General features: G+C 63.1%; 21 protein-coding genes. 14 read left to right on the top strand and 7 right to left on the bottom strand.

Annotated features, from left to right (window positions below; translation table 11 throughout):
• The first annotated feature begins 95 nt into the window (after positions 1–95).
• Positions 96–1,055, top strand: coding sequence for a hypothetical protein (locus AB4Z38_RS09605; protein WP_441429495.1), 960 nt, complete (start codon positions 96–98; stop codon positions 1,053–1,055).
• Here the strand turns inward: AB4Z38_RS09605 and AB4Z38_RS09600 are convergent.
• Positions 1,052–1,504, bottom strand: coding sequence for a DUF488 domain-containing protein (locus AB4Z38_RS09600; RefSeq protein ID WP_441429494.1), 453 nt, complete (start codon positions 1,502–1,504; stop codon positions 1,052–1,054). The genes AB4Z38_RS09605 and AB4Z38_RS09600 overlap by 4 nt on opposite strands.
• Positions 1,505–1,867: 363 nt before the next feature.
• On the opposite strand from AB4Z38_RS09600, the gene AB4Z38_RS09595 reads away from it, so the two are divergent.
• Both AB4Z38_RS09595 and AB4Z38_RS09590 read left to right on the top strand, forming a co-directional pair.
• Positions 1,868–2,506, top strand: coding sequence for a DUF6318 family protein (locus tag AB4Z38_RS09595; protein ID WP_441429493.1), 639 nt, complete (start codon positions 1,868–1,870; stop codon positions 2,504–2,506).
• A gap of 6 nt (positions 2,507–2,512) precedes the next feature.
• Positions 2,513–3,448: a hypothetical protein gene (locus AB4Z38_RS09590; RefSeq protein WP_441429492.1), complete on the top strand. Its 936-nt coding sequence runs from the start codon at positions 2,513–2,515 to the stop codon at positions 3,446–3,448.
• 10 nt (positions 3,449–3,458) lie between these two features.
• Here the strand turns inward: AB4Z38_RS09590 and AB4Z38_RS09585 are convergent, their stop codons facing one another.
• Positions 3,459–4,775 (bottom strand): GAF domain-containing protein, encoded by a 1,317-nt coding sequence (locus AB4Z38_RS09585; RefSeq protein ID WP_441429491.1) that lies wholly within the window; start codon positions 4,773–4,775, stop codon positions 3,459–3,461.
• Positions 4,776–4,960: 185 nt separating this feature from the next.
• Here AB4Z38_RS09585 and AB4Z38_RS09580 point away from each other — a divergent pair, with 185 nt between their 5' ends.
• The gene (locus tag AB4Z38_RS09580; RefSeq protein ID WP_441429490.1) at positions 4,961–6,751 is read left to right on the top strand and encodes an NAD(P)/FAD-dependent oxidoreductase; all 1,791 of its coding nucleotides are present in this window, start codon (positions 4,961–4,963) and stop codon (positions 6,749–6,751) included.
• Between the two features lie 87 nt (positions 6,752–6,838).
• On the opposite strand, the gene AB4Z38_RS09575 is transcribed toward AB4Z38_RS09580, so the two are convergent.
• The 5 genes from AB4Z38_RS09575 to AB4Z38_RS09555 are packed head-to-tail and all read right to left on the bottom strand — an operon-like array spanning position 6,839 to position 10,215.
• Positions 6,839–7,195, bottom strand: coding sequence for a hypothetical protein (locus AB4Z38_RS09575; RefSeq protein WP_441429489.1), 357 nt, complete (start codon positions 7,193–7,195; stop codon positions 6,839–6,841).
• Positions 7,195–7,443 (bottom strand): hypothetical protein, encoded by a 249-nt coding sequence (locus AB4Z38_RS09570; RefSeq protein WP_441429488.1) that lies wholly within the window; start codon positions 7,441–7,443, stop codon positions 7,195–7,197. Before AB4Z38_RS09570 ends, AB4Z38_RS09575 begins: the two co-directional genes overlap by 1 nt.
• Positions 7,443–8,102 (bottom strand): hypothetical protein, encoded by a 660-nt coding sequence (locus AB4Z38_RS09565; protein WP_441429487.1) that lies wholly within the window; start codon positions 8,100–8,102, stop codon positions 7,443–7,445. Before AB4Z38_RS09565 ends, AB4Z38_RS09570 begins: the two co-directional genes overlap by 1 nt.
• Positions 8,099–8,782, bottom strand: coding sequence for an alpha/beta hydrolase (locus AB4Z38_RS09560; protein ID WP_441429486.1), 684 nt, complete (start codon positions 8,780–8,782; stop codon positions 8,099–8,101). Before AB4Z38_RS09560 ends, AB4Z38_RS09565 begins: the two co-directional genes overlap by 4 nt.
• Positions 8,677–10,215 (bottom strand): alpha/beta hydrolase, encoded by a 1,539-nt coding sequence (locus AB4Z38_RS09555; protein ID WP_441429485.1) that lies wholly within the window; start codon positions 10,213–10,215, stop codon positions 8,677–8,679. Before AB4Z38_RS09555 ends, AB4Z38_RS09560 begins: the two co-directional genes overlap by 106 nt.
• A 563-nt stretch (positions 10,216–10,778) precedes the next feature.
• Here AB4Z38_RS09555 and AB4Z38_RS09550 point away from each other — a divergent pair.
• From AB4Z38_RS09550 to AB4Z38_RS09505, 10 genes are all read left to right on the top strand, one after another.
• Positions 10,779–11,849: an alkene reductase gene (locus tag AB4Z38_RS09550; RefSeq protein WP_441429484.1), complete on the top strand. Its 1,071-nt coding sequence runs from the start codon at positions 10,779–10,781 to the stop codon at positions 11,847–11,849.
• 144 nt (positions 11,850–11,993) lie between these two features.
• The gene (locus AB4Z38_RS09545; RefSeq protein ID WP_441429483.1) at positions 11,994–12,692 is read left to right on the top strand and encodes a GntR family transcriptional regulator; all 699 of its coding nucleotides are present in this window, start codon (positions 11,994–11,996) and stop codon (positions 12,690–12,692) included.
• 138 nt (positions 12,693–12,830) lie between these two features.
• On the top strand, positions 12,831–14,540 hold the full coding sequence (locus AB4Z38_RS09540) for an MFS transporter (RefSeq protein WP_441429482.1): 1,710 nt from the start codon (positions 12,831–12,833) through the stop codon (positions 14,538–14,540).
• A 189-nt stretch (positions 14,541–14,729) separates the two neighbouring features.
• A complete protein-coding gene (locus AB4Z38_RS09535) occupies positions 14,730–15,752 on the top strand; it encodes a sugar phosphate isomerase/epimerase family protein (protein WP_441429481.1) in 1,023 nt (340 codons plus the stop codon).
• 4 nt (positions 15,753–15,756) lie between these two features.
• Positions 15,757–17,511: a dihydroxyacetone kinase subunit DhaL gene (gene dhaL / locus AB4Z38_RS09530; RefSeq protein WP_441429480.1), complete on the top strand. Its 1,755-nt coding sequence runs from the start codon at positions 15,757–15,759 to the stop codon at positions 17,509–17,511.
• On the top strand, positions 17,508–17,990 hold the full coding sequence (locus AB4Z38_RS09525) for a ribose-5-phosphate isomerase (RefSeq protein ID WP_441429479.1): 483 nt from the start codon (positions 17,508–17,510) through the stop codon (positions 17,988–17,990). The genes dhaL and AB4Z38_RS09525 overlap by 4 nt, the downstream gene beginning before the upstream one ends.
• Before the next feature lies 1 nt (position 17,991).
• Positions 17,992–18,978 (top strand): 3-hydroxyacyl-CoA dehydrogenase family protein, encoded by a 987-nt coding sequence (locus AB4Z38_RS09520; RefSeq protein ID WP_441429478.1) that lies wholly within the window; start codon positions 17,992–17,994, stop codon positions 18,976–18,978.
• Between the two features lie 25 nt (positions 18,979–19,003).
• Positions 19,004–19,771 (top strand): SDR family NAD(P)-dependent oxidoreductase, encoded by a 768-nt coding sequence (locus tag AB4Z38_RS09515; RefSeq protein ID WP_441429477.1) that lies wholly within the window; start codon positions 19,004–19,006, stop codon positions 19,769–19,771.
• 62 nt (positions 19,772–19,833) lie between these two features.
• On the top strand, positions 19,834–21,183 hold the full coding sequence (locus AB4Z38_RS09510) for an MFS transporter (protein ID WP_441429476.1): 1,350 nt from the start codon (positions 19,834–19,836) through the stop codon (positions 21,181–21,183).
• On the top strand, positions 21,134–21,949 hold the full coding sequence (locus AB4Z38_RS09505) for a triose-phosphate isomerase family protein (RefSeq protein WP_441429475.1): 816 nt from the start codon (positions 21,134–21,136) through the stop codon (positions 21,947–21,949). Before AB4Z38_RS09510 ends, AB4Z38_RS09505 begins: the two co-directional genes overlap by 50 nt.
• Positions 21,950–21,970: the final 21 nt, after the last annotated feature.

Below are 21,970 nucleotides of genomic sequence, written 5' to 3'. Positions count from 1 at the left end.
GCGCGCTCGAGCCACCCACTGCCGAATCCTCTCCTCCGGCATCCAGAGCATTCGGATCCTGATCGGTTGAGATTTACATGTGCAGAATGCCATTAGTGAACCGAACCAACGAACGTGGTGAACTTGCGGCAGGATTCACAACTTTTCAACAACAAACAACGGTTCTCCTGTGCATAATTATTGAAACAGGATTGGGGGAACGAATGTTTGATCAGTTGCCACTCGATGGCGAGGGCCGGAGCTACTACCCGAAGGAAACCGGCAGCCGCTGGGATAGAGCAGAGGTCTTGGTTGTCGTAAAGGCCGCGCCCCAACCGTCGGCAGCCTATGGAGACACCGTATGTGTTGCAGGCATCCGCATGCGTGACACGGGCCCCGAATGGATAAGGTTATATCCCATTCCGTTCCGGTCAATGGAGGAATACCTCAAGTTCACAAAATACGATTTGATAACGGTGCAAGTTAAACCTGCAATGAAGGACCCGAGAAGCGAAAGCTACATTCCGGATCGTTCAACAATACAAGCGATTATGCACCTAAAGCCATGGAAACCGCGCCACCGGTATGTGTCTCCGCTTTCGTCGCAGTGGACCATGTGCGGGATACTCGGGGCTCAGAGGGAAGGAAGGGAGTTCCCCTCGCTCGCCGTCGTACGCCCGCGTGAGGTTCGAGATTTCAAACTGACCCTTCATCAAGGCTGGACTCCCGAGCAGATGCAGAAACTAAAGGTGAACCTTGGTCAAGAGGATCTATTCGGCGATGCTCCCAAAGTGGAACTTTTGGAGGCGCCTCGGTTCGAAGGGAAGTACTCATACTTCTGCGAGGATGTGAATTGTCGAGGGCATTTCCAAGGCTTGCTTGATTGGGAGCTTGTCGCACTGGAGCGAAGGCTCAAGCATCTCGATGACTCGACGGCGATGTCTGAGATTCGCAAGAAGTTCTTCACCGAGATGTGTGCTCCTGATCGTCGGCCCTTGTTCTTCGTGGGCAATCAGTTAAAGCATCCCTTGGCATTCAGCGTTATCGGGGTCTACAGGTCTCAGTCTCCGAACTAAATGTGAGCCAGCGCCGCAGCTTCAGCCTCAACCGCTTCCAGAATGAGTCGACGGTGGCAGCAAGTCTCTGAGGCTTCAAAGCAGAGCAGTGCCACATGTTCGCTCGTCCCGAGTTTGGCGAGCTTCATGAGCGCAGCATGGGCCGGAGCGGCACGCAGCAGCTCGCGATACCGCGCGTAAGCTTGCTTCGCTGCATTGGTACCAGGGGACCAGAATCCGTCGCGGTTGTCTTTGGGATTGCCCAGGATTGGAAGATGCTCGTAGCGAATGCCGGCTTCGGCCAAGGCCGATGAGAGCGCGGTCTTAGAGAATCCCTTTTTTCGCGAGATGGCGTTCAGGCGCACGTCGACAAGTACATCGATCTTCCAAGGCTCAAGAAACGCGATGAACGAGGAAATATCATGCCCCTCGTAGCCCACGCCGATGATCCCGCTGGTCTCCGTCCACATCACCCCATTCTTTCACGCGACACGAGTCTGAGATTTCACTGCGGCTCGGGGGACTGGTCGTATTGCCTCGTCGCCTCCATTGGATAGCCGGGGCCTAATACAGTGGCGGCGATGGCTAACGAGCGCTGCGCGAGGGTTCTGCCCATCGCTGCAAGGGGTCGCTGGAGAGACCTGCCGCAGCCACGGAAGTATGTCCGCTTGTGTCCGGCGGGGATTTTGCGCCTCCTCTCCTTTACGCTTTCTGCCATGCCGCGCTGGTGGAGCAAAGTCGGCACCTGTGGATAACTTTCCCGCCAAGATGGGGAAGTAAGCTATCATTTTGGGAAACGTTTAGTCTTGAAAACTATTTGGGGATAGCAAACCATGACTCCACGCACTTCGTTTTCTGCTCGCAGCCGCCTTTTCGTCATTGTCGGCCTTGCAGCGGCGTTGACGCTGACCGCCTGCGGGAACAGTACCCAGCCGCAGTCTGCGTCACCCACAGTTTCTGCCAGTCCCACTGCCACTGCCACGCCCTCTCCGACGCCGGCGGCTGTCTACAAACCCGCGGACGCCAAGGGGAAAGCCGAGAACGTGCCCATTCCCGTGCTGCCGGAGGCCGCGAAGGCGAACAGCAAGGAAGGCGTGGAGGCGTTTGCTAGGTACTGGTTCCAAGCGCTTTCATACGCTTATGAGACTGGGGACATGGCCGCTTGGTCAGCCATGACATCCGCGGAGTGCCTCTTCTGTAATCGAATAAGACAGGGTCTCGAGTCCGCGTATGTAAAAGGACGATGGGTTGTCGGTGGCAAGATGACAACTCCGTCGGTTGAAGCAAACTTCAAATCCGAGGCGCTTTCTCAGCAAGTGACGATACAGACGATCCAAAGCCAGATTGACTACTACGATGCGGATGGAAGCGTGGGGCAGCCTCCAACGCCGGCATCGAACTCGGCGATAGTCATGATTGGTGCTTTCGAATCAGGGTCTTGGAAGGTCAAAGACCTCGGATTGATTCAGTAGTGCGCCATGAATTTGCGAAAGTCGACCATACGGACAATTGTTCTGGCCGCGGTGTTCGTCGCTCCAGCCACACTCGCCTCAGCCGCTGACGATGACCGCGTATCGGCGGGAATTCAAAAAGGTGGAATCGACGTCTCGGCCAGGTGGATCCGCGACCCTCAATCGGGCGAATTTATCCCCGCCCCTCCAAACTTCGTCAGCGACGACCCCAACCAATACAAGGCAGATCTCCAATGCCAGGTCGACGACAATGACTTCGATAAGAAGTGCCTACCCGGACAGGTGCAATGCCCGCCCCGCGAGCCTGGTGGGAAATCTGGAACTCCAGTCATCTGGAAGGTCGCGCCGAAGGCGATTCCAAATCCCACGTGGATTGACTGGAAATCGGGCAACAATGGTCCGTCCTGCCTGTACGACCAAAAGCCAGAGGATCTCTTGCAGAGGATTGCGGAGAGAATTGAGAGCGACTTCCGCAACCTTCCGCTCAAGCCGGCGGACCTGACCGCGCAGCCTAGCCCGCACACGCTCAAGGGCGCTGAAACCAACATCTTCGCGGACGCCGTTGAGCAGCAATTCGATGTGACACTCCTCGGCCAGCGAGTCCACATAGTCGCAACCCCCGTGGAGTACACCTACGACTACGGGGACGGCAACAGTCTCGGCCCGACCCCCTTTGCCGGGGGACCGCTTCCGGAAGCGGAGTGGGGCCAAAAGACGAGAACAAGCCACGTGTATCAACAGACCGGTGACTTTCAGTTGTCCGTGACTACCACCTTCCGGGGCACCTACTCCGTGAACGGTGGCCCGAACGTGCCGATTCCCGGCACAGGACAGTTCGCGTCGCCGTCACAGAAGCTGAGCGTCTGGAGGTCGATCACGCGCAACTATGCTGACAACTGCATCGTGAATCCGCGGGGCGAGGGCTGCCCGGGCGTCCCCTAAAGCGAAGCGCCTACGTCCGAAGTTCCCTGTCGATCCTGTCCATTCGTGCCAGCACCAGCTGGAACCGTGAATCGCCCGGAGCCATGAGCCTCGCCAAGGCCATCGCGGCTTCGGAATCGTCCGAGCCCATGTCCGTCGAGCACCAACGGCTGATCAGTTCCGCGTCGCCGCTTGCCCGAACGGACGCGGCGATGGCCTGGTCCAACTCGTCGCGCATTAGCTCTATGGCCATGGTCGCTGAACGGTTCAGGATGCGCCCGGAGTAGGCGGCCACGGCATCGTGCACCCGCCCGGCCCGCAAATGCTCGGCGACCAGCATGGCGTCTGTCAGCACTGTCACGCCGGGGGCAAAACGGTACGGATTCGCCTCCACCACGTTGCCGAGCAGCGCGCGGATCCGGTGCATCTCCGTCCGGATGGCCGTGGCGGCACCGTCTTCGCCATGCAGCTGATAGGCGAGCTCGTCGGCGCTCCACCCCTGCGTCCTGGACGCGAGCAACGCGAGGATCTCCGCACGGCGCAGCGTCACCGGAAGCGGCCCGCCGCCGTCGAGCGCTGCTGTCGGCTTGTCGCCGAGCAGCCGCAAGAACAGCGTTGAAGCGGTACCGGGACGGGGGTGCCCGACGGCGACGCGCCGACTCGGGTCCGCCGTCGCGCCTTCCGAACGCAATAGTTCCTCCGCGAGCCGGACGCCGCAACGCACCATCCGCAGGCTGTCCGGCGTCACCGAATCTATGGGCCCCGAAACATCCAGGATCCCGACGATATCACCGGTGAAGGGGTCGCGGATGGGCGCCGCGGTGCATGCCCAATCGTGGTGGGTCCGGACGAGGTGCTCGGCGGAGAAGAGTTGGGCGGCGTTCCCGGAGATGAGGGCCTCGCTGATCGCGTTGGTACCGACGCCGGCTTCGGACCAATCGGCGCCCTCCACGAATTCGAGGGAATCGGCCTGCCGCAGCGCGGAACCACTGCCGATCCTCCAGAGCACCTCGCCGTGGTGGTCGGTGACGATCAGCAGGTGCCGGCCCGTGGCGGACTCATCGGCAAGCAGTTGCGAGAGCGCCGGAACCACGCTGGCCAGGCGGTGGGTGGATCCGAGCGAACGGGCTTCGGCGATTTCGTGGCGGTGGGCCGGGCTGTGCTGATCGGGGTTGATGCCCAGTGCAATGGACCGCCGCCAAGACTCGACAAGGGATGCAGGCAGGAGGGGGTGCGGGGCTCCGGACAATGTAGCTTCGTGGGCGGTGCGGAGGGTCTTGGCGTACTCCACGGGCGAGGAAAATCGCAGTCCCGGATCCGGGAACAGCGTGCTCGGGCCGTGACGCATGCGCAAACTCCCAACTCGCCATTGAATCGCTGGATCGAACGGCCCAAACCCGCGTGGGAGCAGGTGAGGAGCGCGTGTCACCCGATTGTAACCCCCTGTGGCATCTACTTGTGATGCGAGTCACTCTCCGGGCAGCTGCCATGGAACCGGGAATTGGCTCATCGTCAGCGATGGAAAGAGGAGAAATGCCTGAGACCGCAAACGGCATAGCCGGGGCTTGGCTGGCGCAGTTCGATGAGGCGCTGCGCAACAACAACACCGAGGCTGCACTGGAATTGTTCGAGGACGAATCGTATTGGCGCGACTTCGTTTCCTTCACGTGGAACTTGAAGACCCTAGAAGGAAAGGCCGAGATCAAACGCATGCTGGACGCCACGCTCCCGAACGTGCGGCCAAGCAACTGGAGGCTCGCCGAAGATGCCACTGGCGATGCGGCCAACACCGAGGCCTGGCTCGACTTTGAAACCGCCCAGGCCCGTGGCCACGCGCACCTTCGGCTGCGCAACGGCAAGTGCTGGACCCTGCTCACCACGATGCAGGAACTCAAGGGTTTCGAGGAAAAGAAGGGCCCTAACCGGGAGCAAGGAGTGGCCCACCACATCAGCAAGGGCCGTAAATCCTGGCTCGAACTCAAGGAAGAGCAGGAAGCCAAGCTTGGCTATGAGGAGCAGCCCAACACTGTGATCATCGGCGGTGGCCAGGGCGGGATCGGCCTCGGAGCGCGGCTGCGCAGGCTCGGTGTGTCCACCATCATCGTCGAGAAGAACGAGCGCCCGGGCGACTCCTGGCGGAACCGCTACAAGTCGCTGCACCTGCATGACCCCGTCTGGTACGACCACCTGCCCTACATGAAGTTCCCGGACGACTGGCCCGTTTTCGCGGCCAAGGACAAGATCGGCAATTGGCTGGAGCACTACACCCGCATCATGGAACTGAACTATTGGTCCAAGACCGAGTGCAACAACGCCCGCTGGGACGAGGAACGCGGCGAGTGGGAAGTCAGCGTCGTGCGCGACGGCGAACCAGTCACCTTGCGTCCGAAACAGCTGGTGTTCGCCTTGGGCGTCTCGGGCTACCCGAACGTCCCCGTGTTCGACGGCGCCGAGAGCTTCCTGGGGCAGCAGTACCATTCCTCCAAGCACCCGGGCGGGGGAGACTGGACGGGCAAGAAGGCCGTAGTGATTGGCTCGAACAACTCGGCCCACGATATCTGCGCGGACCTCTGGGAACACGGCGCCGACGTCACCATGGTCCAGCGCTCGTCCACGCACATCGCCCGGAGTGAGTCCCTGATGGACCTGGCACTCGGCGATCTCTACTCGGAAAAGGCACTCGCCAACGGAGTCACCACCGAGAAAGCCGACCTTCTCTTCGCTTCCTTGCCGTACCGGATCCTGCCAGAGGCCCAGATCCCGGTCTACCAGCAGATGGCGGAGCGCGACGCCGAGTTCTACTCCCAGCTTGAGGCGGCCGGTTTCGATCTCGATTTTGGAGTGGACGGCTCGGGCCTGTTCCTCAAGTACTTGCGACGCGGCTCCGGCTACTATATCGACGTCGGCGCATCCCAGCTGATCATCGACGGACGCGTGAAACTCGCGAACGGCCAAGTCAGCAAGATCACGGGCAACGCCGTCGTGATGGACAACGGCACCGAGCTCGAAGCCGACGTGATCATCTACGCCACCGGCTACGGTTCCATGAATGGCTGGCTCGCCGACCTCGTCTCGCCCGAGGTGGCGGACGCCGTTGGGAAATGCTGGGGATTCGGCTCCGACACACCCAAGGACCCCGGCCCCTGGGAAGGGGAGCTGCGCAACATGTGGAAGCCCACCAACGTGCCAAACCTCTGGATCCACGGCGGAAACCTGCACCAAAGCCGGCATTATTCCAACTACCTGGCCCTGCAGCTCAAGGCCAGGGCGGAAGGATTGCCGACCCCGGTGTACGAAATCCAGCCATCGCATCACACGCGCTGAAAGGCGGAACTTCCGGCGGCGTCCCCTAGTGCCCGAGTACTCGCTTTGTGACGCTGCCGGGAGGACTGGTCACATGGGAGTGCCGCCTCAGGGGTTGGTGCTCGGTGGGCTGGTTTTTGGGGTGGGGACGCCGTTGAGGGAGGGGTCCAGGGTGCAGTCGCTTTCGACACTGATACGCGACCACTTGTTGTCATCGACCGTTCCGGAATTATTCTTTATCGCGTTGTAGACGACGAGGATGCCGGTGGGGGATGTCGCTGCTATCTGTATGCCGGGGTTGGGCGCATCGGTATGGTCAATGATCGTTTCGATGGTCCAGTTCTTGGATTCCCAGTAGCCCTTGATCTTCTCGACCGCGGCTTTCGGGTCCGGGCTCGCCCCACCCCGCAGGGTGATCGAGAATTGGTTGCCCGACTTGGACCTGACCGCACACGTGGTTAGCATCACTCCGTCTTCGCTTGCCCGGTTCCAGCCGGGAAAGGCGAGCCCGGTCTGCTTGATGGTGTCATCGATAGCGTCGTAGAAGTCTTTTCCACTGCCGTTGCGGTTCTGGTGCCGTCATAGGGGCGGGCAGGGTCGGGTGTCACGGGGTTAGTTCCTCCTCGCAGGATGGCGCAGCCGGTGACGCCGAACAGCAACAGGACGGCGGCGATGACCAAGGCGCTGACGAGGACAGGGGCGGTCCGGGTCATCAGGAACCGGTGCTCGGCGGTGGGCTCGTTCTTGGTGTCGGGACGCCGTTGAGGGAGGGGTCCAGGGTGCAGTCGCTCTCGACACTGATGCTTGACCAGTCCGTGGTTTTTCCGGGATTGGTGTTGTTCTTCGTGGGGTTGTAGACGACGAGGATGCCGGTGGGGGATGTCGCTGCTATCTGCATGCCGGGGTTCGGGGCGTCGGTATGGTCAATGATCGATTCGATGGTCCAGTTCTTGGATTCCCAGTAGGCTCGGATTTTCTCGACCGCGGCTTTCGGGTCCGGGCTCGCCCCGCCCCGCAAATCGATCGAGAATTGTTTGCCCGCCTTGGATCCGATCGCACATGTGTCTCGACTGATGCGTTTCGGGTCTGCACGGTTCCAGTCGGGAAAGGTGAGTCCGGTTTGTTTGACGGTGTCATCGATGGTGTCGTAGAAATCGTTGCGCACGGTGTCTGCGGTTCTGGTTCCGTTGTAGGGGCGGTCGGGGTCGGATGTCATGGGGTTTGTTCTTCCTGGCAGGATGGCACAGCCCGTGACGCCGAACAGCAGCAGGGCGGCGATGAGCGCCGATACCAAGGAAGGCGCCGTGTTCCTGGCAGGACCCCGGCTCCGGGCGTTGCTGAAGGTGGTCAATATGTTCTGTTCTCTGGTCATTTTGTTGGCTCCGGGTAGATTTGCTGGGTTTTCCCGCCGGTGTGGGCCGTGATCCGCAGCCATGACGAGGGGTGGATTTTGTCTCCATGGCCGGTGGTGACGAGGGCGATATTGTCCAAGGATTCGGTTTTCGGATCGAGGTAGCCGTGACCGCCGGAGACATTGGCCGGTCCCCATGATCCGTCACCGGTGGCTTGGTGACCGTCGGTGGGCTCGAGGATTTCCCCGCTGTCGGGGTCGAAGCCTCCATCGGAGGAGAACACATGGGCTCCCGGCCAGAGGCCGGGGAAAGTTGGCGGGACACGCAGTTGTTGCGGGTGATGGCCGACGATCGAATCGGCGAAGCGGGGGCCAGCTCCAATGGGGTCATTGAACCAGTCCCAGCCAGCGCCCGCGATGGAACCGCCGATCCCGACCGGTGCCACCACGTCCCTGCTGGCCTGCGTTGCGTACACCGCTGGGTTGCCATCCGATCCTGGCGCCACGTGGAGCGCCGAAGCACTTGGAACAACGTTCGGGTCAATGCCGGCGGAGCCGAAAAACGTCACGGTGTCCACGTTATGCACCGTTTTGGTCAAGCCGTAGGCGGCCGTGGTGGTGCCGTAGGAATGGGCCAGGACGTTGACCTTCGGCTCCCCCGCACCATCGCCAATGTCCCGGGTTTCATGGAATCCGTCCAAGGCGGCGGCAGCTTGTCCGCACCGGCCCAGGCCTTATCGCTGGCGAAGACGTCCATGCTGTCTGGGAACATTCCCGGGGTGTCGTATCCGACCCAGGACACCACCGCGTTTGTCATCCCCACAGGACCAAATCTCGCGAGCAGCCTCTGCTGTCGGTCATAGACTGCTTGGGCGCCCATAGTCCAGGCATCGATGCCGCCCGGCGCCACCGTGGTGCCCATGCCGGGGATGTTCCAGGTCACGTTCCCGGCGGTGTCCAGATCGCCAATCGCGACTGCGGCGAGGGGTTTTCCTTTGTTCAGATCGAAGGACACCACGAACCTGTCCGTTCGCGGCGAACCATCGTCGTAGCTCAGCGAATTATTGATGCCTTCTATGGCTTTGCGCGTGGCTTCGTCGGCTGGCGGATTGGTGGTGAGGATCTGGATGAGTTGGCGGTTGGCGGTGTTCCGGACGCTGTACGGGATTCCGTTGAGGTTGCCGATGATCCCGGGAACGGTGGCGGTCAGTAGCGCCCGGGCATCAGGGGCGAGCCCATCCCACCAGCTTTTGACATGGGCAGTGTTGTTTGCCATGGCCAATGGGTTGCGGGCACGGTCCGGGTTGGTCATCCCGTAGATCACCAGATCGGCGGGGCTTAGCCGCGCAAGCAGCGCCAAGTAATCCTGCCGGGCCGCGACGTCGCCTTGTGCGGCTTTGGCATGGAGGGCGTTCAGGGATGCGTACCGCGGGTCCTTCCGCAATGCCAGCAGCGCGGCGAAGTAGCCGCTGCCGGCTCGGCTGTCCGTGATGCCCAGGCCAGCCTGCTGGGTCACCGGCCCGGCAGGGATGTGCAGCGAACCCGCGACACGCCGGCCTTCGATGTCGTAACGGTTACGCAGTTCCTCGGCTTGGCGGCGCAGAGCGTCCAACCGTTCGCGGGCTTCATCCACCATCGCCTCGCCACGGGAGTCGGAGAAGATCTCCGTGACGGCCGGGGCCAGAGTTTCGGCCGCAGCCTGGGCGATGCCCTCAAGCAGAGAGCGCTGGCCGGCGGCGTGGATTCGTTCCGCCTTGCCTGCGTCGATCAGCTTGTAGCCTGCTTCTTCATCGTCGTGGGCCTGCACGGCCTGGAACAGTAGGCGGGCTGCTTCAACTTGGAACCCGGCCAGGCTGGCCGCCCAACGTTGAAAGGCGCGGGCGATGTCCTCACACGCCACCCGGTACATCCCGATCAGGGCAGCATCCCTCTCAAGAAGCGTCCGAACAGCCGACACCGCAGCACCCTCGCCAGCCATCACCGTTCGGGTGAGGCCATCCTGTGCATCCGCCAACCGGCCCGCGTTTCCCGCCCAGGCAACGGAAGCCCGCTGGACGTCTTCAGCGCTACCCGGGGCGGGGTCGGTCCCGCCCAGCAAGGACCAGTCAGCCGGCCTGCGTTCCCCCCAAGCCATCCTCAGGCCTTCCCGCTCTTCGTTTGTTCTGAAAGGAGGGTATCAACCCGGGTGAACTCCGCCCCGGCTCTTCTGACCTGCTGGCGATCCTCTTCCAAATTCGCGTGCAGCGCGGAGCCATGCACGGCCCAGGCGAGGTTGACTTCCCCGCACGCTTGGGTAAGTACCGGGTGCCCGACATCTCCTGAGGGCATGGACCCGGCGCAATTTACGCCCTCCGCAGCCTTCCCAAGGGCAGCACTGGCTCCCTCGAACGCATGCACCTCAACAAGCAGATCAGACACCGGCGCCGCCCCTCCCAAAGAATCAGACCCACAACAGGAAATGGAAAGCCGGTCGGCCAAACGGCCAGTCAAACCTTGGTTTATCCATCAAATGTATTAAATCTCGTCCATAGTAACAAATCGTCGGCCGACTGCCATGTCAAGCGCCCGCGGCGGGATGGGTTTGAAAGCGCAGGCGCGGCGCCGCCGTCGTCGTGTGATCCCCGTCTCAGCAGGAATAGTTGCAGGCGCGTGGCAGTTGGCCCCACTGGACCTGTTCCCGTTTGAAAGGCACTGCTCATGTTGTTTTCCCCGTTGACTCTCGGCGAGCTTGAACTTCCTAACCGCTTGGTCATGGCGCCGCTGACCCGTGTCCGATCGGGCGCCGAAGGCGTTCCCGGCCCGCTGGTTGTGGAACACTACCGGCAGCGCGCCTCCCTCGGGCTGATTGTCAGCGAGGGTACCTACCCGACGCCGGCCGGCCAGTCCTACCCGGGGCAGCCCGGCCTCGTCACGGAGGAACAGATCGCAGGCTGGAAGAAGGTGACCGACGCTGTCCATGCCGAAGGCGGCCGGATGTTCGCCCAAATCATGCACGGCGGTCGCGTTTCCCACCCGGACATCACCGGCGGTCACGAGATCGTGGCACCGAGTGCCGTGGCCATCGACGGCGAAGTTCGCACCCCGAATGGCAAGAAACCTTACCCGGTGCCCCGCGAACTGAGTACCGATGAACTTCCCTCGGTGATCCAGGAAATCGTCACGGCATCCCGGAATGCTGTCGAGGCAGGATTTGACGGCGTTGAACTCCACTCGGCGAATGGTTACCTGCTGCACGAATTCCTGGCTCCCAACACCAACGTCCGCACTGACAGCTACGGCGGTTCCCCGGAAAACCGCGCACGCTTCGTGATCGAGACCGTCAACGCGGTGGTTGAAGCCTTGGGCGCCAACCGGGTCGGCATCCGGATTTCCCCGGAGCACTCGGTCCAGGGGATCGCCGAGACCGACCCCGCCGATGTCCGCGCCACCTATGACGTCCTGGTGGACACCATCGCCTCGCTCAACCTCGCCTACCTCAGCATCCTCCACCATGATCCCAAGGGTGAGCTTGTCCAGGACCTGCGCGAGCGTTTCAATGGCACGTTCCTGGTGAACACCGGCTTCGGTGACGTGACCACACTGGATGAAGCAGTGGCACTTGTGGCCGACGGGCATGCCGACGCCGTCGTGGTCGGCCGCCCGGCCATCGCCAACCCGGACCTTGCGCGCAGGTGGCGTGAGGGCCTCCCGCTCAACGAGCCGGATCCGTCCACGTTCTACGGTGAAGGCGCCAAGGGGTACACCGACTACCCGTTCTACGCCAACTAGATCCCCCGAATCCCGACGGCGGCACCTGGGAAAGGTGCCGCCGTCGCGGTTTAACCGCCTCGCGGCCCCCGTCCTGCCGGGCTTCAGGGCTGGCCTAGAGCGTCCGAAGCCGCCACGAAGAGAGCATTCCTATAGGATTTGTCTATGAAACTCGCTTCCTCACGGGACCGCGCCCCCGGCCGACCCGTCAGCCGCCAGGTTCTCGCCGACCACGTCTACGAGGAACTTCTCGCGTGGCTCATGGACGGCCGGCTCGAACCAGGAGCCGCGGTCAGCATCGACGGCACGGCGCGGGAATTGGACGTTTCCCCGACCCCCGTGCGCGAGGCGCTGGCGAGGCTTGAACACACAGGCATGGTCCGCCGAGTTGCGCTTAAGGGTTACAGGGTGGCCCCGGTTTTCACTCGCGAAGATTTTGCGGAGCTCATGGAGGCCCGGCTTGCGATTGAGCCAGTGAATGCCCGACTGGCGTGCAGCAGGATCACTCCGGAGGGTTTGGCGGATTTGCGAGGGGCTGTGAAGGACCTGGAGACGGCTCCCCGAGGCCCCTCTTTCATGGAATTCCGGGACTATCTCGAGGCCGATGAGCGCTTCCATAAGCTGATCGCCGAGCAGTCCGGCAACCAATTCATGCTTTCGGCCTACACCGCCCTAGGCGGACAGGTCCAGCGGTTCCGGCTGTTCGGGGGAGTGGGCATCACCGATGCCGAGCAGGCCATCGCCGAGCACCAGGCTGTGTTCGAGGCCATGGCCAGCGGGGATCCGGAGCAAGCCGCAGCCGCCATGGCCGACCACGTGCACAAGGTCCGGGCCAGGGCTATTGCCGACGCGCCCGTCGATTAAGTTACCGTCTGGCACGCGGCGCCCCGGGAGAAACAAAGTTGTCGCCACTGGGTGGTTCCCGGTGCCGCCTCCGGGTTTAGGGTTTTTAGTGAAGTAACAATCCCGAAACGGCCCCCTGGCCGGGAAGGGGCGGTTGTGATGGCAACGAAGGCCCAAATCGTCAGGGGCAAACGCCAGGCCCGCATGGAGCGCGCGGTTGCTAGCCCGCACTATAAGTGGACAGTCCTGGTCAACGCCACGCTGGGTGTGCTGATGGCGACCATCAATTCCTCCATCATGCTGATCGCCCTGCCTGACATTTTCCGTGGCATCCACGTCGAGCCGCTGGCTCCCGGCAACACCAGCATGCTGTTGTGGCTGGTTATGGGCTACATGGTGGTCACGGCGGTGTTGGTGGTTACCTTTGGCCGGCTCGGCGATATGTACGGCAGGGTGAAAATGTACAACGCCGGCTTCGCTGTCTTCACAGTGTTCTCCGTTCTGCTGTCCCTCACGTGGCTTTCCGGCACAGCGGGCGTGCTCTGGTTGATCATCATGCGCGTCCTGCAGGGCGTCGGCGGCGCCATGTTGATGGCCAATTCCACGGCCATCATCACGGATGTCTTCGAGGTCGACCAGCGTGGCCTGGCATTGGGCCTGAACCAGGTGGCCGGCATCGCAGGGTCGTTCTTCGGCCTCATCATCGGCGGGCTGTTGGGACCGCTGGACTGGCGGTTGGTGTTCCTCGTCTCCGTGCCGGTAGGGCTGGCGGGCACCGTCTGGGCCTACCTGAGCCTGTATGACACAGGGATCAGGCAGCCGGCCAAACTGGACTGGTGGGGCAATGCAACCTTCGCGGTGGGTCTGGTCGCCGTGCTGGTAGGCATCACATATGGCATCCAACCGTACGGCGCCAACACCATGGGCTGGACCAACCCATGGGTGCTCACCGCACTGATAGGAGGCGCCGCGGTGCTGGCAGTGTTCTGCTGGGTGGAGATGAGGATAGACGAGCCCATGTTCCATCTGGCGCTGTTCCGTATCCGTGCCTTCACCGCCGGAAACCTGGCCTCCCTGATGTCCGGCATCGGCCGGGGCGGCCTGATGTTCATCCTGATCATCTGGCTCCAAGGGATCTGGCTACCCCAGCACGGTTACAGCTTTGAGACCACGCCGCTCTGGGCCGGGATCTACATGCTGCCCCTTACTGCGGGGTTCCTGATCGCGGGCCCGGTCTCCGGCTGGCTATCCGACCGCCATGGGGCCAGGTTGCTGGCCACCTTGGGCATGGTGGTGGCAGCGGCCAGCTTCCTGTGGCTGCTGGTGCTGCCTGTGAACTTCAGCTACGTGCCCTTCTCGCTGGCATTGCTGGTCAACGGCCTCGGCATGGGGTTGTTCGCCGCACCCAACCGGGCCGGCATCATGAACGCGTTGCCGCCCAATCGCCGCGGTGTGGGCGCGGGCATGAGCACTACGTTCCAAAACTCGGCCATGGTGCTCTCCATCGGTATCTTCTTTTCGCTCATGATCACCGGGCTGGCCAGGACGCTGCCGCAGACACTGACCTCTGGCCTGACGGCGCACGGGGTGGCTGCCGCGGATGCCGCAAAGGTCGCCCAATTGCCCCCGGTGTCTGTGCTGTTCTCCTCCTTGCTGGGCTACAACCCCGTGCAGACACTGCTCGGGCCGAAAGTGCTGAGCGCCCTCCCGGCCAAGGACGCGGCCTTCCTGACCGGCCGCTCCTTCTTTCCGAGCCTGATTTCCGGCCCGTTCGCCGAAGGGTTGGCCGTGGCGTTCGCCTTTGCGATTGCCGCGTGCCTGGTCGCTGCCTTTGCCTCGGCCCTGCGCGGCGGCAAGTCTCTTTCCTAGGCCACTCAAACGTCCGCTGGAGCGCTGACCCCCTTCACAAACATATGTAAGACATATAGGATCTTCGATGACGCGGGGCAAGTGTGCGGCAAGGGTGGGCCGGCCTGCGGAAGTCCACATAAATATGTTGACAGTCTTCCTTAGATAGTAAATCCTATAGGAAACAGGATTCCACGAAGGAGTGAAACTATGGCTTACACCGCCGAAACCTGGCCCATCACCGCGGCCCTGCTCCAGTTCCCCGGCACTGACGCCACGGGGCAGCACATCAACGACGCCGACGCTTCCGCTTGGGCCGAGGTCCTGCAGGAAGTCAAAGACGCAGGATTCGCCAACGCAGACCTCACGGACAGCTGGGTCCGCCCTGGGGACCTCAGCAAGGAACGCCTTGCCGAGTTCAAACAGACCGCAGAGCACGTCGGCATTGGCATCCCGGTCATATCGGCCATCCGCCGCAGCATCATCCACACCCGCGACTGGGCCGAGAACCTGGCGTACAGCCACCGAACCATCGACGCCGCAGCCGAACTAGGCTGCGAGGTGGTCTCCTTCGGACTCCACCAGGCCATCACCGCCGAGCAGCAAAAGCAGCTGTGGTTCTGGACGGTGGAAGGCTACAAGGATCCGGTGGGGGACAAGGAAGCCTGGGGCAACGCCGTCGCACGCTTGCGGGAACTCGGTGAGCACGCCGCGGAAGCCGGCATCCTCGTGTCCCTCGAAATGTACGAGGACACCTACCTCGGCACCGCCGATTCCTCCGTCCGGCTGGTGCAGGACATCGGGCTCGACAACGTGGGCCTCAACCCGGACCTCGGCAACCTGATCCGCCTCCACCGTCCCATCGAGGACTGGCGCGAAATGGTGGCCAAGACCCTGCCGTACTCCAACTACTGGCACATGAAGAACTACATCCGCGACGAAGACGTGGCCCGCGACAGCTACATCACCATGCCTGCACCGATGGAGAGCGGCCTCATCAACTATCGCGAAGCCTTCAAACTCGCGCTGTCCGTAGGCTTCCAGGGCATCCTGTGCACCGAGCACTACGGCGGCGACGGGCTCAGCGTCACGGCGAGCAACCAGGAATACCTCCGGCGACATGTCCTTCCGAAGACAGAGAACTACGTCCTCGGCCAGAGCCAGGTCGCCCAGGGCCGGCAGCAGCCTTCCGGCTCCAGCCAGCCAGTAGCCTCCCAACTGGCCGGCGTCTAGAACCATGACGAGGATTTTCGACAACCCCGCAGACTTCGCGGACGATGCCCTGGACGGATTCGTCGCCGCCAACCGCGGCTATGTTGCCCGGGTGGACGGCGGAGTGGTCCGCTCCACCGAAGTCCCTACCGGACAGGTCGCCTTGGTGGTGGGCGGCGGCTCGGGACACTACCCTGCTTTCGCCGGACTGGTCGGGCCGGGCCTGGCAACTGCCTCGGCGTGCGGCAATATGTTCGCCTCCCCGGCGGCGGGCCAGGTATATCGCGTGGCCAAAGCAGCCAACGCCGGGGGCGGCGTCTTGCTCAGCTACGGCAACTACGCAGGAGATGTGCTGCACTTCGGCCAGGCCCAGTTGCGGCTCAACGCGGAAGGCATCGAGACCCGCACCGTGACTGTTACCGACGACATCGCCAGCGCTCCGTTGGACCAGATCGAAAAGCGGCGGGGGATCGCGGGCGACCTCACGGTCTTCAAGATCGCCGGCGCCGCGGCCGAAGCGGGGCTGGACCTCGACGCCGTCGAGCGCTTGGCGATCAAGACGAACTACCGCACACGCTCGCTGGGAGTGGCCTTCGACGGTTGCACCCTTCCGGGAGCCTCGGATCCGCTGTTCCACGTTCCGGCGGGCCAGATGTCCCTCGGTCTGGGCATCCACGGTGAGCCGGGCATTTCCGAGCACAAAATGCCCACGGCGTCCGAGCTCGCCGAACTGCTCGTCTCCGAACTCCTCAATGACAAGCCCGACGACGCCGGAAGCCGCGTGGTGGCCATCGTCAACGGCCTCGGCACCGTCAAGTACGACGAACTCTTCCTGCTCTTCGGCAAGGTCGAGAAGCTCCTCGGCAAAGCAGGACTCACGGTAGTGGAACCCGAATGCGGCGAGCTCGTGACAAGCCTGGACATGTCCGGTCTTTCGCTGACGCTGTTGTGGCTGGACGAGGAGCTCGAGCAGTATTGGGCAGCACCCGCGGACACCCCCGCCTTCCGCAAGGGCAACCTTGCGCCCCGCCCGCCCCGGAACCCAGCGAGCGTCACCGCGGTGGACGAGTCCGACGTCGAGCAGCCCACCGCAGCTGCTGCCGAACTTGGACGGCAGGCCGTGGCCGTGCTCGCCCAGGTGCGGGACGTCGTCGTCGAGCATGAAGAAGAACTCGGCAAGCTGGACGCGATTGCCGGCGACGGCGACCACGGCATCGGCATGCGACGCGGCGTGGACGCGGCTTTCAACGCAGGCGGGACGGCAATCGGAGCCTCGGTGGGACGGATCCTGACGGCGGCGGGGGAGGCCTGGAGCGAACGCGCCGGCGGTACCTCGGGCGCGCTGTGGGGCTCGGCGATCATTGCGGCCGGACAGGCGCTCGGCAACAAGGCGGGTTACTCGGGCGAGGACGCGGCGGCTGCGGTCACCGCCTTTGTGGACGCGATCACGGAGCTCGGCAAAGCCGAACCCGGCGACAAGACCATGGTGGACGCGCTGCTGCCGTTCCGGGACGCGTTCCTCACAGAGTTCGACGCCGGAGCCCCGGTTGACCGGGCCCTCGCAGCTGCCGCTGCGGCGGCCGAGTCCGCGGCAGCTGAGACGGCGCGTTTGCGTCCGCTCAAGGGCCGGGCCCGTCCGCTCGCCGAGAAGAGCCTGGGCCACCCTGATCCGGGCGCGGTCTCCTTCGGGCTGATCACGGCGAGGATCTCACAACATATCGATGCGCAGCTGGGCGGTTCACAGCTGGCGCCCCCGGCAGGAAACGGAGCACGAGCATGACTAACCCAGAAGGCTGGCGGATTGTCGTCGGCAATGACGAAGCGGGCGTCGAATACAAGCAGGCATTCATGGCACTGCTTGAAGCCGATCCCCGGGTGGCGTCCGTAACCGACGTAGGCGTCGGCGCCAACGACTCCACGGCCTACCCGCACGTTGCCGTGGAAGCCGCGCGCAAAGTTGCCGAGGGCCAGGCGGACCGCGCCCTGTTGATCTGCGGCACGGGCCTGGGCGTGGCCATCGCGGCCAACAAAGTTCCCGGAATCCGGGCCGTCACTGCGCACGACAGCTACTCCGTGGAGCGCTCGGTCCTGAGCAACAACGCCCAGGTCCTGACCATGGGACAGCGGGTGATCGGCTTGGAACTGGCCAAGAAACTAGTGGACGAATGGCTGGGCCACCACTTCGACGAAACATCACCTTCCGCCGCCAAGGTGGACGCCATTTGCTCCTACGAGCCCGATTACACAAAGGCAGTGTGACATGACTGAATTCCAGAAAACTCCCGCGGGCGCGACGGCGGCCCGGAAGATCGCCGTCGTCGGCTCCGGTTACATGGGCGGCGGGATCGCGCAGGTCCTGGCCCTCGGAGGGGCACGCGTGGCGTTGGCGGATGTGTCCGCGGAAATCGCGCAGAAGAACTACGACCGGTTGCTCGTGGAGTCGGATGAATTCGTGGCCGCGGGACTCTTTCCTGAAGGGTCCACGGCAATCCTGAAGGCCAATCTGTGGGCCGCCAAGGACATCGAAGAGGCCGTGGCGGACGCCGACTTCATCGAAGAAGCCGTGCCGGAGGTCCTCGACATCAAGCACCAGACCCTCGCCCGGATCAGCGCCGCCGCCCGTCCGGACGCGCTGATCGGCTCCAACACCTCCACGATCTCCATCGCCGATCTCGCCGAGGCCGTGGCAGGCCCGGAGCGATTCCTTGGCGTCCACTTCTCCAACCCGTCGCCGTTCATCCCCGGCGTCGAGATCATCCCCCACGCCGGCACCACGCCGGAGACCGTGGCGGCTTCCCGCGAACTGGTCCACGCGGCCGGCAAGCAAACCGCCGTCGTCAAGGACGTCACCGGTTTCGTGCTCAACCGGCTGCAATACGCGCTTTTCCACGAGGCGGCGCAGTTGGTGGAGCAAGGGATCGCAACGGCCGACGACGTAGACACCCTGGTCCGTACGACGTTCGGCTTCCGTTTGCCGTTCTTTGGTCCATTCGCGATCGCGGACATGGCCGGGCTGGACGTCTACAACTTCTGCTACAAATCCCTACAGACCGGATTCCCGGAACGCTTCGCCACTCCGAAGATCCTGAGCGACCTCGTGGAGGCAGGAAAGCTCGGGACCAAGACCGGGGCAGGCTTCCTCAACGTCCCCGCGGAACGCACGCCCGAACTCATCGCTTACCGGAACAAGGCTTACGTGGCCATGCAGAAGCTCCTCGACGAGCTCGGCCCGGCCCCCATCAACTAGTCCCGACATTCACAGGAGAACACCCATGAGCACCTTCCCCGCAGAACGCACCGCAATCGTCACCGGCGCTGTTTCCGAGCGCGGCATCGGCCGGGCCACCGTCAACTACCTGGCCGCACAGGGCTGGAACATCGGCATCATCGACCTCGACGACGCCCTCTGCAAGAGCATCGCCAAGGAAATCGCCGCCCAGTACAACGTGCAGGCCTATGGCGTGGGCGCCAACGTGGCCGATGAAGCATCCGTGCGTGCGGCGATCGACACGCTCGAAGCCGAGCTGCCGCAGATCGTAGCCCTCGCCAACGTTGCCGGCGTCAGCTCACCGATTCCGTACCTGGAACTCGAGCCAGCCGAATGGAACCGTGTCCTGAACATCAACCTCAACGGCGTCCACTACGCCACCCGCCGCGTGGCCGAATCCATGGTCAAGAACCGCATCGGACGCATCGTGAACATCTCCTCGGTTTCCGCACAGCGCGGCGGCGGGACGTTCTCCAAGACCCCGTACTCGGTGGCCAAGGCCGGCGTCATCGGCCTGACCCGCGCTACCGCCCGAGAACTGGGGGAGTACGACATCACCGTCAACGCCATTTCTCCCGGCCCGATCGACACCGACATCATGGGCGGCACCCTCAGCCAGGAACGCAAGGACGAACTCACCAAGGACCTCGTGGTGAACCGCGTTGGCTCCACCCGGGACATCGCCGCCGCCATCGCCTTCCTCATCAGCGAAGACTCCGGTTACATCTCGGGCCAGACGCTGAATGTCGACGGCGGACTGTACATGCACTAATGCCTGAAGCCTGATTACTCAACACTGATTACTCAACAGTCATTACTCAAAGAGGAGTTTCGATGTCCGTTGCCACTTCATCCACGAAGGAGATGCTGGATTCGCCGGTTCTGAAATCGGCGATCCGCAAGGCTGCCACCCGGCTCATGCCGATGCTGGTCATCCTCTATGTGGTCTCCTTCCTCGACCGCACCAACGTCGGTTTCGCCGAAGCCGCACTCGGCGCCGACAAAGGCGTCTCGGCCGGGGCGTTCGCGCTCGGTGCCGGTATTTTCTTCATCGGTTACGCGATCTTTGAAATCCCCAGCAACCTGCTGCTCAAGAAGGTCGGTGCGAAGATCTGGCTCGCCCGTATCGCGATCACGTGGGGTATCGTCTCGGCCTGCTTTGCATTCGTGCAGGGTGAGACGTCCTTCGTGATCCTGCGGTTCCTGCTCGGCGTAACCGAAGCGGGCCTGTTCCCGGGCGTCATCATGTACCTGGCCGAGTGGTTCCCGAACAAAGTGCGCGTGCAGATGTTCGCGATCTTCTACCTCGCCCAGCCGTTCTCCCAGATGATCGGCAACCCGCTCTCGGGTTGGCTCATCAACATCGGCGACCAGCTTCCGGGCGTCCGTGGCTGGCAGGTCATGTTCTTCACCGAGGGGATCTTGGCCGTGCTCGCTGGCATTGCGGCGTTCTTCTTCCTGATCAACGGCCCGGAGAAGGCCAAGTTCCTCAACGTCGACGAGAAGTTCGCGCTCAAGGAGATCATGACGCAGGAAGACACGGTCAAGGATGAAACCGGACCGCGGGGCGTATTCGCAGCGATGCGCAACGGTCGCGTCTGGTACTTCACCCTCATCTACTTCTGCCTGCAGATCGCCGTTTACGGCGTCACCTTCTTCCTCCCGCAGCAGGTCTCCTCGCTGACAGGCCAGAAGGTGGGCCTCGCCGTCGGCCTGCTGATCGCGGTTCCGTGGTTCTTCGGTATCTTTTCCTGCTACCTGATCGGCCGGGCAGCCAACACCGTCGCCAAGCGCCGCATGTTCGGCACGGTGCTGTTCGCCTCGACGGGTCTGTGCATCCTCGGATCGGCCTGGGCCGGGACCAACCACCAGCCGGTGCTCGGACTGATCTTCATCACGCTCGCGGTATGCAGTTTCCTCGCAGTAGGGCCCGTCGTCTGGGCGTACCCCACGGCATTCCTCGCCGGTTCCGCAGCCGCGGCGGGCATCGGCCTCATCAACTCGCTGGGGAACCTGGGCGGTTTCGTGGCTCCTATCCTGCGGACCGCGGTCAACAGCGCCACGGCAGACCCCACCGGATCCGCCGGGGTCTACGCGCTCGGAATCCTGCCCTTCCTGGCGGCCGCCATGATGTATGGCACCCGGGCTTTCAGGAACAAGGCCGACGATCTTCTGGGCAAGTAGCCCGTTGTACATCGGAGTCAGCACCAAGATGTACATGGGCTACCGGCACAGCATGTCTTGGCTGGAGCAACTGCGAGGTGAAGTGGACGCCCGTCCGGCCCTGGTGGCCGGGCGGGTGGTCCCGTTTGTGATCCCGTCGTTCCCCATGTTGCCCGAGGCGGCCCGGATACTAGAAGGCTCTCCGCTCCTCCTGGGCGCGCAGAACTGTGGCTGGGCTGAGGGTCCGTGGACGGGTGAAGTGTCACCGTCGTTGTTGGCGGAGCTGAGTGTGCGGCTCGTGGAGATCGGACACGCGGAACGACGCCGGCACTTCGCCGAGGACGACGCCGTGGTCGCATTGAAGGTCCGGGCCGCGATGGATGCCGGGTTGGCCCCGCTGCTGTGTGTCGGCGAGGAAGCCGTCGCCGATCCGGAGGTGTCGGCGTCGTTCGTCTTCCAGCAGATCTCTGCCGCTGTGCGGGACGATTGGGCGACGGCGGCCCGCCTGGTTATTGCGTACGAACCGGTGTGGGCCATCGGCGCTGCCGAGCCGGCCGGCGCAGCCTACGTGTCCGACGTCGTCGCTCACCTCCGCCAATCGCTCGCCGAACATGGCCTCGCCGGGCTGCCGATCATTTACGGCGGCTCGGCCAAACCGGGGCTCCTGCCTGAACTGCGGGGCGTGTCCGGACTTTTCCTAGGCCGCTTTGCCCACGACGCCGCGAACTTCGGGGCGGTCTTGGACGAAGCGCTGGGGTTGGGTCAGGCGCTGGGGTTGCCCAACTGACTCGCATTAGTTGTCGTTTTC

Origin of the sequence: Arthrobacter sp. 2RAF6, assembly GCF_052115205.1 — a bacterium.
Classification (GTDB): Bacteria; Actinomycetota; Actinomycetes; order Actinomycetales; family Micrococcaceae; genus Arthrobacter.
This window is presented reverse-complemented; position numbering and strand designations above follow the sequence as displayed.

Coding starts and splice junctions, on each gene's coding strand:
- AB4Z38_RS09600 (WP_441429494.1), bottom strand. CDS start 1,504: ATGTGGACGGAGACCAGCGGGATCATCGGCGTGGGCTACGAGGGGCAT.
- AB4Z38_RS09595 (WP_441429493.1), top strand. CDS start 1,868: ATGACTCCACGCACTTCGTTTTCTGCTCGCAGCCGCCTTTTCGTCATT.
- AB4Z38_RS09590 (WP_441429492.1), top strand. CDS start 2,513: ATGAATTTGCGAAAGTCGACCATACGGACAATTGTTCTGGCCGCGGTG.
- AB4Z38_RS09585 (WP_441429491.1), bottom strand. CDS start 4,775: ATGCGTCACGGCCCGAGCACGCTGTTCCCGGATCCGGGACTGCGATTT.
- AB4Z38_RS09580 (WP_441429490.1), top strand. CDS start 4,961: ATGCCTGAGACCGCAAACGGCATAGCCGGGGCTTGGCTGGCGCAGTTC.
- AB4Z38_RS09575 (WP_441429489.1), bottom strand. CDS start 7,195: ATGCTAACCACGTGTGCGGTCAGGTCCAAGTCGGGCAACCAATTCTCG.
- AB4Z38_RS09570 (WP_441429488.1), bottom strand. CDS start 7,443: ATGACCCGGACCGCCCCTGTCCTCGTCAGCGCCTTGGTCATCGCCGCC.
- AB4Z38_RS09565 (WP_441429487.1), bottom strand. CDS start 8,102: ATGACCAGAGAACAGAACATATTGACCACCTTCAGCAACGCCCGGAGC.
- AB4Z38_RS09555 (WP_441429485.1), bottom strand. CDS start 10,215: ATGGCTTGGGGGGAACGCAGGCCGGCTGACTGGTCCTTGCTGGGCGGG.
- AB4Z38_RS09550 (WP_441429484.1), top strand. CDS start 10,779: ATGTTGTTTTCCCCGTTGACTCTCGGCGAGCTTGAACTTCCTAACCGC.
- AB4Z38_RS09545 (WP_441429483.1), top strand. CDS start 11,994: ATGAAACTCGCTTCCTCACGGGACCGCGCCCCCGGCCGACCCGTCAGC.
- AB4Z38_RS09540 (WP_441429482.1), top strand. CDS start 12,831: ATGGCAACGAAGGCCCAAATCGTCAGGGGCAAACGCCAGGCCCGCATG.
- AB4Z38_RS09535 (WP_441429481.1), top strand. CDS start 14,730: ATGGCTTACACCGCCGAAACCTGGCCCATCACCGCGGCCCTGCTCCAG.
- dhaL (WP_441429480.1), top strand. CDS start 15,757: ATGACGAGGATTTTCGACAACCCCGCAGACTTCGCGGACGATGCCCTG.
- AB4Z38_RS09525 (WP_441429479.1), top strand. CDS start 17,508: ATGACTAACCCAGAAGGCTGGCGGATTGTCGTCGGCAATGACGAAGCG.
- AB4Z38_RS09520 (WP_441429478.1), top strand. CDS start 17,992: ATGACTGAATTCCAGAAAACTCCCGCGGGCGCGACGGCGGCCCGGAAG.
- AB4Z38_RS09515 (WP_441429477.1), top strand. CDS start 19,004: ATGAGCACCTTCCCCGCAGAACGCACCGCAATCGTCACCGGCGCTGTT.
- AB4Z38_RS09510 (WP_441429476.1), top strand. CDS start 19,834: ATGTCCGTTGCCACTTCATCCACGAAGGAGATGCTGGATTCGCCGGTT.
- AB4Z38_RS09505 (WP_441429475.1), top strand. CDS start 21,134: ATGGCACCCGGGCTTTCAGGAACAAGGCCGACGATCTTCTGGGCAAGT.